Origin of the sequence: Ensifer aridi, assembly GCF_002078505.1 — a bacterium.
In the GTDB taxonomy this organism is placed as follows: Bacteria; Pseudomonadota; Alphaproteobacteria; order Rhizobiales; family Rhizobiaceae; genus Sinorhizobium; species Sinorhizobium aridi.
In genome coordinates this window covers 27,006-38,030 of the sequence record NZ_LUAV01000035.1, presented here as the reverse complement: position 1 = coordinate 38,030, position 11,025 = coordinate 27,006, and the positions used below count along the sequence as shown (strand labels likewise).

The 11,025-nt window shown below is 63.1% G+C and carries 10 protein-coding genes; 6 read left to right on the top strand and 4 right to left on the bottom strand.

The genetic code is table 11. The annotated features are described in order from the left end of the window. Nucleotides 1-172: 172 nt before the first annotated feature. Nucleotides 173-823, top strand: coding sequence for a GntR family transcriptional regulator (locus AYK65_RS26195; protein WP_081161989.1), 651 nt, complete (start codon nt 173-175; stop codon nt 821-823). 106 nt (nt 824-929) lie between these two features. Here the strand turns inward: AYK65_RS26195 and AYK65_RS26190 are convergent, their stop codons facing one another. Continuing rightward, complete coding sequence (locus AYK65_RS26190; RefSeq protein ID WP_172402073.1) at nt 930-2,045, bottom strand: AI-2E family transporter; 1,116 nt, start codon at nt 2,043-2,045, stop codon at nt 930-932. Between the two features lie 220 nt (nt 2,046-2,265). Between AYK65_RS26190 and AYK65_RS26185 the strand changes: the two genes are divergently transcribed. The 4 genes from AYK65_RS26185 to chrA all read left to right on the top strand — a co-directional run bounded on the left by AYK65_RS26185 (nt 2,266) and on the right by chrA (nt 5,871). Continuing rightward, the gene (locus AYK65_RS26185) at nt 2,266-2,541 is read left to right on the top strand and encodes a metal-sensing transcriptional repressor (protein ID WP_026614797.1); all 276 of its coding nucleotides are present in this window, start codon (nt 2,266-2,268) and stop codon (nt 2,539-2,541) included. Nucleotides 2,542-2,551: 10 nt separating this feature from the next. Next, on the top strand, nt 2,552-3,502 hold the full coding sequence (locus AYK65_RS26180) for a nickel/cobalt efflux transporter (protein ID WP_081161983.1): 951 nt from the start codon (nt 2,552-2,554) through the stop codon (nt 3,500-3,502). A 137-nt stretch (nt 3,503-3,639) separates the two neighbouring features. Beyond that, nucleotides 3,640-4,461, top strand: a complete 822-nt coding sequence (locus tag AYK65_RS26175) for a chromate resistance protein ChrB domain-containing protein (RefSeq protein ID WP_081161980.1) — start codon at nt 3,640-3,642, stop codon at nt 4,459-4,461. After that, nucleotides 4,462-5,871, top strand: a complete 1,410-nt coding sequence (gene chrA / locus AYK65_RS26170; RefSeq protein WP_046119171.1) for a chromate efflux transporter — start codon at nt 4,462-4,464, stop codon at nt 5,869-5,871. Between the two features lie 56 nt (nt 5,872-5,927). On the opposite strand, the gene AYK65_RS26165 is transcribed toward chrA, so the two are convergent. Continuing rightward, nucleotides 5,928-7,193 carry an MFS transporter gene (locus AYK65_RS26165; protein ID WP_081161977.1) on the bottom strand — a complete coding sequence of 422 codons (1,266 nt, stop codon included), beginning with the start codon at nt 7,191-7,193 and terminating at the stop codon, nt 5,928-5,930. A 415-nt stretch (nt 7,194-7,608) separates the two neighbouring features. Further along, on the bottom strand, nt 7,609-8,496 hold the full coding sequence (locus AYK65_RS26160; protein ID WP_081161974.1) for an NmrA family NAD(P)-binding protein: 888 nt from the start codon (nt 8,494-8,496) through the stop codon (nt 7,609-7,611). An 87-nt stretch (nt 8,497-8,583) separates the two neighbouring features. On the opposite strand from AYK65_RS26160, the gene AYK65_RS26155 reads away from it, so the two are divergent. Then, complete coding sequence (locus tag AYK65_RS26155; RefSeq protein ID WP_026614793.1) at nt 8,584-9,516, top strand: LysR family transcriptional regulator; 933 nt, start codon at nt 8,584-8,586, stop codon at nt 9,514-9,516. Between the two features lie 152 nt (nt 9,517-9,668). Here the strand turns inward: AYK65_RS26155 and AYK65_RS26150 are convergent, their stop codons facing one another. Further along, nucleotides 9,669-11,018, bottom strand: coding sequence for a four-carbon acid sugar kinase family protein (locus tag AYK65_RS26150; protein ID WP_046119169.1), 1,350 nt, complete (start codon nt 11,016-11,018; stop codon nt 9,669-9,671). Nucleotides 11,019-11,025 lie beyond the last annotated feature (7 nt).

Genomic DNA, 11,025 nt, shown 5'->3' with positions numbered 1-11,025 from the left:
ACTTGTTAGAATCGGTCCGGCCTAAAATCATCGCGATCTAGTTACGCGGACCAGGCGCGGCTGCTTCCCATTGCAACGTTTCGCCAGTAGTATGTAAACTGTCACGATACGTACATGATGTCAAGCATCGTGTATACAAGAATGGCATTGTTGTATGAAAGAGGCGGCGCAAATGTCCGAAAATGTCGGTCGGTGGCTCCGGGACGAGATCGAAAACGCCATTCTTTCCAATGAGTTCTCTCCTGGGGAGCGGTTGGACGAAATGGTTCTTGCCAATCGGTTCGGAGTCTCCCGGACGCCCGTGCGCGAAGCGCTGATGCAGCTCGATGCGATCGGGCTGATCGAAATCCGCCCGCGCAGAGGTGCCGTCGTCATCGATCCGGGGCCGCACCGGGTCTATGAGATGTTCGAGGTCATGGCGGAACTGGAGGGGCTTGCCGGATCCCTGGCCGCCCGCCGGTTGAACGATGAAGCCCGCGAAGCCATCACGGCCGCCCACAAGCGATGCGAGCTCTCGGCCAAGGCCGGCGACAGCGATGAGTATTATTACGCCAACGAGGAGTTTCATAAGGCGATCTACGCGGCGAGCCGAAGCGAGTTTTTGCAGGAGCAGTGCACTCAACTGCACCGTCGCCTTCGACCGTACCGCAGACTGCAACTGCGGGTGCGCAATCGCCTGTCGACATCCTTCTCTGAACATTGCGCCATCGTCGATGCGATCTTCGCCGGAAACGGAGACGAGGCCCGTCGCCTGTTGCGGGCACATGTCGGCATCCAGGGCGAGAGGTTCAGCGATCTGGTCGCGAGCATGGCGACCAGATGACAGCCCAAGCGTTTGCCTCAAGATCTTTGTTGTCGTCGGTTGAAGCCCGTTTTGGGGCTGCAGCATGTTGAACCGCTTGCCGAAGGCCGCCGCGGAGTTCGGCGCGCTAAATCTGCGGTCCGTCTTCGTTCTCCCGTTCGGCCGTCACAGCCGGGAACACGGACCAAGCCGCCAGGAAAAGCGCTGCAGTTACCGGACCCACAACGAGGCCGTTGGTGCCGAAGGCGGCGATACCGCCGAGCGTCGAGACCAACACGAGATAATCCGGCATCCTGGTCTCCTTGCCTATGAGGACCGGCCGCAGAAGATTGTCCACAAGCCCAATCACCAGGATGCCGAAGAGAAGCAGCACCGCACCCTGCCAGATGGCCCCTGATACCAGCATATAGACGCCAATGGGTCCCCATACGAGCCCCGTGCCCACCACGGGTAGCAGCGCGAACACCGCCATAACCGCACCCCACAGTGCCGGCGCCCTGACGTCGAGCGCCCAAAGGACGAGCGCCCCCAGCATTCCCTGCACAAGCGCCACGACGACGCTGCCTTTCACGATCGCATTGATCGTCAGCGCGAAGCGGCTGAACAGCGCCTGGCGCAGCCTACCGCTGAGTGGCATCGCCTCACCAATCACCCGCGCCAGTTCGCGCCCGTCGCGCAGAAAAAAGAAGAGCAGGTAGAGCATCACGAAAACGCTTACGATGAGGTGGAAGGTCGATTGCCCGATGTTTATCGCCTGCCCCGCCAAAAACTCGCCGCTCTGCCCGAGCGCGTTCAGCAGTCGCGTGCGCAGCGCATCGGCATCCGGCACGATGTCGTCGACGAGCCCGTTCAGCCAGTTCGGCAGTATGTCGCGCAGCGCCTGTATATCGATACCAAGGTCGATCTCGCCCGCCGCGACGCTCCTGTAAATGGAGGCAGCTTCGCGAAAAACGAGGTTCGCGACGATCAGGAAGGGGAGGATCACCATCACGAGTATAACGACCAAAGTGATGGTTGCAGCGAGGTTGCGCCAGCCTGGCATGCGTTTGAGCATGCCGCGGTTCACGGGAGCGAACAATACGGCCAGTACGGTCGCCCAGAGGATGGCGCCGGACAACGGCCACAGCACCAGCACAAAGGCCAGCGATACCGCGGCGGTCAGCCAGATGAAGGTTTTGTCCTTAAGTTGCCGCACGGCCAGCTCTTCCGGTTGCGCGCGCACAATCGACCAATCCGAGGCCAAGTCAATTCCTGCCGCCACTGGTAGGAGGCCGGCGCTTGCGATCCATGCGCTGTCGTCAACTCTACCATAAGACCGCATAACTCCCTTCGGCGGATCGTCTTTCCGCCGGACCGGAAAAACGCCGTCAGCTTCAGGAAAACCACTCAAGTAACCTCAATGCGTCATCAATCGGACAAGATTCCCAGTTGAGCTATCCCTTCCAGGGGGATAGGTAAAATCTATGACAGAGCACAAGCATGAAACCCATCCCGAAATCGTCAAGCGGCTGAAGCGTGCCGAAGGGCACCTGAAGAGCGTTATCGCCATGATCGAGGGCGGCAGGCCCTGCCTCGATATCGCCCAGCAGCTCCACGCGGTGGAGAAGGCGATCACGCAGGCGAAGCGGACGCTCATCCAGGACCATCTGGACCACTGTCTCGAAGAGACCGTCGGCGTGCTTCCGCGCGACCAGCGCCAATCGATCGACGAGTTCAAGTCGATCACCAAATATCTCTGAGGTCATGCCGATGGCCGCTTTCGCCGATCTGATGCAGCAGGGAGCGGCCCATGCCTGGCTGTTCGTCCCGAGCGCCATCCTGCTCGGCGCCTTGCATGGCCTGGAGCCCGGTCATTCGAAGACGATGATGGCCGCCTTCATTGTCGCCATCCGCGGGACGGTCACGCAGGCCGTCCTGCTCGGCATCGCGGCGACGGTCTCGCACACAATCGTCGTCTGGGGCATCGCGTTTGCGGGCATCTATCTCTGGCGGGGCGTGGATTCGGAAGCCGTCGAGCCGTATTTCCAACTCGCGTCGGCCGCCATCATCGTCGCAATCGCGCTGTGGATGCTGTGGCGGACATGGCAAGACCAGCAACGCGCGAAAGCAGCGGCCTGCCATGTGCACGGCCATGGCCATCGCCACCATCACGATCATGACCCTTCCCATGGCCATAGTCACGGCGCCCCTCCCCGGATCGATACCGGGCAGGGTCACGATCATATGCGCGAGGAGCTTCGCGGGCTCAACCTGGCGACCGACAGCTACCAGGACGCCCATGAATTGGCGCATGCCAACGACATCCGCCGCCGGTTCGCCGACCGGAGCGTGACCATCTGGCAGATCATTCTGTTCGGCCTCACCGGCGGACTGATCCCCTGCCCGGCCGCCATCACCGTGCTCCTGCTCTGCCTGCAACTGAAGGAGTTCACGCTCGGCTTCGCGCTTGTCCTGTGCTTCTCGATCGGCCTGGCGCTCACCCTCGTCACCGTCGGCGCGGCCGCAGCCTTGAGCGTGCGTCATGCGACGAAACGCTGGAGCTGGTTCGGCACGTTCGCGGGCAGGGCTCCCTATTTCTCGAGCATCCTGATCATCGCCGTCGGCATCTATGTCGGCTTCCAGGGGTGGTCGGGCCTGCCGGCCGCCCACGCAGCCGCGGCTTCGTCCGTGACCTCCTCCGCTGGCGAAGGAAGGAGTTAAGGGTCGGACCAAGAAAAGCCGGCCTTGACAGCACCCAGCAATGGGAGGAAAACATCGCGCATGGGGTTGCGATCACCCCACGAGGCGACAGCCGAAGTATCGCGTCCATTTCAACCGCTCACACGGGAGGACGCGCCATGTCGTCACTTCTTGAAATTTCCCCCGAGAAACTCGCACGCCTTGTCGGCACCCCAAAATGCCCGGGGCTGATCGACGTTCGGATCGACGAGGACTTCGATGCCGACCCGCGTCTGGTGCCCGGCTCCGTTCGGCGCGATTATCGCCACGTACAGGAATGGATTGCCGACATCGCCAGCGAGTCCGCGGTCGTGATCTGCCATCGCGGCAAGAAGCTCAGCTACGGTGTCGCCGCCTGGCTTCGCCACTATGGCATTGCCGCCGACGTATTGGAGGGCGGCTTCGAAGCCTGGGCAGAGGGCGGCTATCCGGCGGTACCCGCCTCCGCGATACCGGAACGGGACGCAAGCGGCCGCACCGTCTGGGTGACGCGGGCGCGCCCGAAGATCGACCGCATCGCCTGCCCCTGGCTGATCCGCCGTTTCGTCGATCCGCGGGCAGTCTTCCTGTTCGTGTCGCCGTCCGAAGTCGAGGTGGTTGGGGACCGCTTCGCTGCGACCCCCTTCGACATCGATGCCCCGATCCGCTGGAGCCACAAGGGCGAGCTTTGTACCTTCGACGTGATGGTCGACGAGTTCGGTCTTTCGACGGAGCCGCTGCTGCGGCTTGCCACCATCGTGCGGGGCGCGGATACCGCTCGGCTCGATCTCGCCCCGCAAGCGCCGGGTCTTTTGGCGGCATCTCTCGGCTTGTCGCGCATGTATGCCGATGACCTTGCGCAACTGGAGGCCGGGATGCTGCTCTACGACGCCTTTTATCGCTGGTGCCGGGATGCTACGGACGAAACCCACAACTGGCCATCGCCGAAGAAGGATATGTGAATGACCGAGATCGCAGGCAAAGCCGCGCCGGACACGGCGCGGCAGCAATACACTCACGGTATTCCGTTCGGCGAAGCGGTCCGGGTGTGGGCGAGAATTGCGGCCCTGAGCTTCGGTGGTCCGGCGGGGCAGATCGCGGTGATGCACCGCATCCTCGTCGACGAGAAGCGCTGGATCGGCGAGCACCGTTTCCTGCATGCGCTCAACTACTGCATGCTGCTGCCCGGACCCGAGGCACAGCAGCTCGCCGTCTATATCGGCTGGCTCCTGCACCGCACCGCCGGCGGCCTCGTCGCCGGAACACTGTTCGTGCTGCCTGGCTTTCTCGCTATTCTCGGCCTGAGCTACATCTACGCCGCCTTTGGCAATGTCACCGTTGTCGAAGGACTGTTCTTCGGCCTGAAGGCCGCAGTGCTCGCCGTCGTCGTCCATGCCGTGTTCCGGATCGGCGGCAGGGCGCTCAAGAACCAACTGATGATCGGCATCGCCACGGCGGCCTTCATCGCCATCTTCTTCTTTCGCGTCCCCTTTCCGCTGATCATCCTGGCGGCAGGCATCCTCGGCTATATCGGCGGCCGCTCCGGTTCGCCGCTCTTCCGGATCGGCGGCGGTCACAAGGCGGGCTCGGGTCCCGTCCTCAGGGACGAGGATTCGGTATTGGGCGAGGAGATACCCGCCCACGCGCGCCCTAATCTCGCGTGGTCGCTCCGGGTCTCGGCGGTGTTCCTGGCGCTGTGGCTGACGCCATTGGCGTTACTGATCACCTTTCTCGGCCTAGGTGATGTCTTCACGCAAATCGGGCTGTTTTTCAGCCAGATGGCGGTCGTCACCTTCGGCGGGGCCTATGCCGTGCTCGCCTATGTCGCCCAGGAGGCGGTGCAGCATTACGGCTGGCTGAAGCCGGGCGAGATGCTCGACGGGCTCGGCATGGCGGAGACGACGCCGGGGCCGCTGATCATGGTCGTGCAGTTCGTTGGCTTCATGGGAGCCTACCGCGATCCGGGTACCCTTCACCCCATGACGGCGGCGACGTTCGCCGCGATCCTGACGACCTGGGTGACGTTCGTACCCTGCTTCCTCTGGATATTCCTCGGAGCGCCATTCATCGAGCGGCTGCGCAACAATGTAGCGCTTACGGGCGCGATGTCGGCGATCACCGCCGCAGTCGTCGGCGTCATCCTCAATCTCGCGGTCTGGTTCGGTCTGCACACGCTGTTTGCAGAGGTGGTGACGTGGAGGCTCGGGTGGTTCGCCCTCGATATGCCTGTGGCGGCGTCTCTCGTCGTGCCTTCCCTGCTTTTGACGATCGCTGCCGCGGTCGCGATTTTCCGTTATCGCGCATCGATCCTCGCGACGCTTCTGGCCTGCGCCCTGGCGGGCCTCGTGTGGACGGTGTTCGGCCACGCCTAACGTCCCACGCGCCCGGCCGGCGCGTGGGGACCAACAGCAACGTCGATCAAGCCGGACTATTGTGCAATGGCGCCGGCCGGCATGCCTTCACCGGCACGCCGCTTGATCTGCCGGATCGAGGCGTTCATCCAGATCATGGAGGCGGCGACGATGACAAAGAGCAGCATGAAGCAGCTCGACCACAGGCCCGTCACATCTTTGAGATAGCCGAAGGCAATCGGCAGGACGAAACCGCCGAGCCCGCCCATCATGCCCACGACGCCACCGACGGCACCGACATGGGAGGGATAATAGGCGGGTATGTGCTTGTAGACCGCTGCCTTACCGAGGCTCATGACGAAGCCCAGCACGAAAGTGACGGCGACGAAAACAACCGGCGTCACGATGATCGGCATCGCGCCGCCTGCGGGCACCGAAAGGATTGCCGTTGCCACCGCGGACACGGCAAACATGGCGTACATGATCTTGCGCGCGCCGATCTTGTCCGACAGCGCGCCGCCATAGGCGCGGAAGATGCTGCCGGGGATCGAATAAGCGGCGGCGATCATGCCTGCCGTTTCGATGCTGAAGCCGTAGACGCCGACGAGGTAGCGCGGAAGCCACAGCGCAAGGGCGACGAAACCGCCGAAGGCGAAGAAATAATAGAGGGAGAAGCGCCAGACCTGGACGTTCTTCAGCGGCTCGAATTCCTTGAGAAAGCTCTTGCGGGGCTGACGAGTTTCACGTCGAGCGCGGAACTGCGGGTCGTCTTCGGTCGAGAACCAGAAGACGATCGCCGTGAGCAAAAGCACGACCGCCCAGATTTCCGCAACAGCCTGCCAACCGAAGGCGACGAGAACGAACGGCGCGAGGAACTTGGTGACGGCCGCTCCCACATTGCCGGCGCCGAAAATGCCGAGCGCCGTGCCCTGCTTTTCCGGCGGAAAGAACGGCGAGACATAGGCAACACCGACGGCAAAGGAGCCACCCGCGAGGCCGACGCCGAGGCCGGCAAGGAGCATTTGCGGATAGGTGGTCGCATAGGCCAACAGGAACGTGGCAAGCGCCGCTGCCACCATCGTCAGCGTGTAAACCAGGCGACCGCCATAGCGGCTGGTCCAAATGCCGAGAAAGATGCGGACCAGCGATCCCGTGAGGATCGGCATGCCGATCAGAAGCCCGAACTCAGCTTCGCTGAGGCCAAGCTCGTCCTTGATACGCACGCCGATGATCGAAAAGATGGTCCATACGGCAAAACAGATCGTGAATGCAGTCGTTGAAATCCACAGGGCGCGCGCTTGCTCGCCTGCACTGGTGGGCTGTGTTTGGTGAAGAGCGGACATAACTTCTCCCGGCGCGTGTCAGCGCCAATCCCTGTCGGTTGATCCTGGAAAAGCCGCAAACAGGGGTCCGCGCTCATCGGGGATGCGCGCGTCGATCCTCTTCAGCAACCTTGCTTCTGGCGCGCGACATTGGGCGCCATTGGGGTCTGCCTGGGCTCAAAATAATGGATGCAAGCAGCGTGCCAAGCTAGGTGTTTTGAGATAAACGAAGAAATTCAGGCGTCTAGGCAAAGAGGAATGCGTAGGTCGCTTTTGGGGATGATCAAATATTAGTCCGCCGCAGCCGCATTGCTCAATTATCGTGCACCGGCGCCTCCCGCACAAAATCTTTGCAGATAGATGCCGGCGTGAGAACCCAGGAGCCCGTCCGCGAAGGTCTCCGCTCAGGCTCCTCTGTCGCGTGAATTCTCGCTAATCAGTGAAGATCAGCGGTCGGCTGGTTCAACCGTGCGACAACGCGCTCTATCGCTGTCATCAGAGAAATCGTGCCGCGCCGGTGTTCACTGCCGTTCTGGTGCATGAACAGGCCCTTGGCGATTCCCTCATACATGCCGAGAAGCGCGTTCGCCACCTCACCGGGCACGCCTTCCTCGGCGAGCAGCGCGGCGCGGCGCTCCGGCGGGACCGGTACCGGCACCACCGGGAGGCCGAGAACTTCCGCGAAGGCCGACGCCACATCGCCGGCGCTCCAGTCTTCCGGTCCGGCCAGCTCAACGACCCGCTTCCCGGTCCACTCCTCGCACAGCACGGCTGCCGCAGCGCGCCCGACATCGATCGTGCTCACCATCGGAATTCTCTGAGAGGGTTCGATAAAGGTCGGCAGCACGCTTTCCGACATGACAGTTTGCGCCACCTCGCCCCAGGTCTCGACAAAATAGCCCGACCGCAGGAAGACGGTCGCCGGTGCCACCCCGTCAAGCAGTGCCTCGAACCGGTTGAGGGTGGCGATGACGCCGGTGCCGGAGGCATGCTGCGCTCCGATGGACGACAGGACAACGGCCTTTGGCAGACGCGCCCGCCGTGCTGCACCGGACAGCGCCGCACCGAATTCTTCCGTGCGCGCATAGGGATCACCGCTCACCGGCGGTGGATTGAGCAGGAACACTCCCGACGCGCCCTTCAGCGCATCGGCCATCGCGTCGGCATCCTCGATGGTCGCGACGGCCACCTCAGCGCCAAGGGCTGTCCATTTTTCACCCTGTTCCTTGCTACGCAGGACGACACGCACGGCCTCGCCGCGTTCGATAAGGGCGCGCGCTACCTCGCCGCCGGCCCGTCCGTTTGCTCCAAGTACAACATACATGATTGCTACTCCGTCAGTTCGCTTTCGATAAAGGAACTAATAGGCGGGGGATTTCCATGCGTCCAATGCATGTTATACATAGCCAGTATGCGCGAAGTGGATTTACGCCGGATCGACCTAAACCTGTTGGTGGCGCTTGAGGCGCTGCTGGATGAGAAGAGCGTCACGCGGGCCGCCCACCGGCTCGGCATGAGCCAGCCTGCCGCGAGCCGTGCCCTGGGGCGATTGCGCGCGCTGTTTTCGGACGCGCTACTGGTCGATGGACCGGGCGGCTACGTCCTCAGTTCCCGTGCCGAAGAGGTGCGCCCCGTCCTGCGCAGGATATTGGCAGGCCTAGGAGAATTGTTGGAAGCGAACTCGTTCGATCCCGCGACAGCGACGGGTCGAATCCGGCTTCTTATGCCCGATCTCCAGGCCGCCGCGCTCACGCCGCATTTGCTCGCCCGCCTCGCCCGCGAGGCACCGTCCCTCGATCTCGATATCGTCGCGCCGGGCACGAACGGGATCGAAGCGCTGGAGCACGGTGTCGCGGATGCGATGGTGGCGCTGCTCGACGAAGCGCCGGCCGGCATCCAGCGACGCGGCCTCTATGACGAAGAACTCGTGACGCTCATGCGGGCGCATCACCCTGCGCTCGCCGGAAAACTCACGCTCGACCGCTTTCTGGCGCTTGAGCATATCGTGGTGAGCGTCACCGGCGTCGGGCCTGCACCTGTCGATGAGGTGCTCGCGCGAATGGGGCGAACGCGGCGAGTGAAGCTGCGCGTGCCGAACTTCTTCGCGGCGGTCGAGATCGCCGCCCGCTCCGACCTGATCATGACCCTGCCGTCGAGCCTGGCACGAGCGGCCGCCAACATGAGGCGCTTCGTATCGTTGCCGCCGCCCCTCGATCTTGGGAGCTTCACGATGAGCCTCGCCTGGCACGCGCGCCAGCAAGACGCGCCCAGGCACATATGGTTGAGACGTGCCATTGTCTCGGCCGCGAAGGATATGTCATCGGCGATTGACGTTGGAAGCTGAGGCCGCGAGGTGGGCTATCTGTCGGACAACTCCTCAAACCGCCTCCGCGTTCATCGAAGATACTCTACAGCGCCGCGCGTCCAATCGGACGCGCAAAGGTCGCTGTAGCACTTTGAGTTGCTGCATGATTTTGTCCTTAAATCGATTCCGATTTAAGGAATCATGCAGTAGCCGGGGCGGCCGTCGCGGATCATCGAGAAGTAATCGTCTAGGCCGACCTGTCCGCCCTTTAGCGCCACCTCTATCCCGTCCACTCGAGGATCCGCGCTATGCGCCGTGCAGAGGGGCGAGCCGGGCGACTGCGGCAAGGGCAGCCGCAAGTTCAGCGCATCGACGGAAAGCTGGCCGAGCGCGTGGCTGGATGTGTCCCCGCCGGCGATCACCGCGCGGCGGAGCCCGGCGCGTGTCACCAGCTCTTTCAGAAGCAGCCCTAACCGTTCGCCGATTCTATGACGGGAGCCGTCCTCGAGGGGAATGGCATCGCCTCGATCAGCCGAAGGGCCAAGAGCCGTGTAGAGGATTACGCTGCGGCCTTCAGCGAGGCTGGACAGTCCGCGCGCGACCGCATCCTCGACCACAGACCCCTCCTCCGCCGCGGCGAAGGCGACCGCGTCGAGCGCGATCCCGTCGAAGCCGTGCTCGAGCGCGTGGCGAATCTGCCGTTCCGTCGTCGGCGACACGCTGCCGGAGACGACGGCGATCCGATCGACCGGCCCCGGCGGGGTGAAAGCGGGCGCGTCGTCGACAAGCCCGAGGCGGCGCCATTCGCGAACGAGCGCATATTCGAGGCCCGAAGAGCCGCAGGCGAATTGCCCGCCCGCAACGCGCCTGCGCCAGAGCTGGCGCCCTACGACCGCCTGGCTCGCCTCATCGGCGACGTCGAGAAGGACGATATCGTTATCTTCGGCAAAGGCCTTATCTGCGAACGCGTCCGCGTCCGGCGACGAAAGGTGCGCGAGATCGATGAGCCCCGCGCTGAGCGATGTCTGCCGCGACAGGTGAAGCCGGATGTCGGCCTCGTCCATGGGTGTGACGGGATGCCGGCTCATCACCGGGTGACGATCGATGCGATAGGTGTCGCCGCGATAGGCGGCGAAGAGATTGCCGAAGGCCGTATAGCGGCGGATCTGCGGCGCGCCGACGACGAGCGGAACTGGTGCTTTCCCGAAGACCGTCCGGCCGATCTCGATCGCCTTGCCGATATTGCCGACTGTGGGGCTGGAATCGAAGGTCGAGCACACTTTGTAGTGCGCGAAGTCCGCCCCGAGCGATTTCAGCCACAAGAAGGCCGGCAGAAGGTTCTCCGCCATCCAGGCGGGAGTCTGGCTGCGGCTGGTGCCGGCGAGTCCGAAAGCGCGGCAATGAGCGAAGCGTTGAAGAAGCGCCGCATCGGGAATTTTGAGGAACAGTGCCGTGTCGACTCCCTGGGAAGAAAGCGCCTCCATGACATCGGTGGAACCCGTCAGGTCGTCTCCGTAGTAACTGAGCAAAGCTTTCTGCATTCGAGGT

Coding starts and splice junctions, on each gene's coding strand:
- AYK65_RS26160 (WP_081161974.1), bottom strand. CDS start 8,496: ATGTATGTTGTACTTGGAGCAAACGGACGGGCCGGCGGCGAGGTAGCG.
- chrA (WP_046119171.1), top strand. CDS start 4,462: ATGACCGAGATCGCAGGCAAAGCCGCGCCGGACACGGCGCGGCAGCAA.
- AYK65_RS26165 (WP_081161977.1), bottom strand. CDS start 7,193: ATGTCCGCTCTTCACCAAACACAGCCCACCAGTGCAGGCGAGCAAGCG.
- AYK65_RS26175 (WP_081161980.1), top strand. CDS start 3,640: ATGTCGTCACTTCTTGAAATTTCCCCCGAGAAACTCGCACGCCTTGTC.
- AYK65_RS26155 (WP_026614793.1), top strand. CDS start 8,584: ATGCGCGAAGTGGATTTACGCCGGATCGACCTAAACCTGTTGGTGGCG.
- AYK65_RS26180 (WP_081161983.1), top strand. CDS start 2,552: ATGGCCGCTTTCGCCGATCTGATGCAGCAGGGAGCGGCCCATGCCTGG.
- AYK65_RS26150 (WP_046119169.1), bottom strand. CDS start 11,018: ATGCAGAAAGCTTTGCTCAGTTACTACGGAGACGACCTGACGGGTTCC.
- AYK65_RS26195 (WP_081161989.1), top strand. CDS start 173: ATGTCCGAAAATGTCGGTCGGTGGCTCCGGGACGAGATCGAAAACGCC.
- AYK65_RS26185 (WP_026614797.1), top strand. CDS start 2,266: ATGACAGAGCACAAGCATGAAACCCATCCCGAAATCGTCAAGCGGCTG.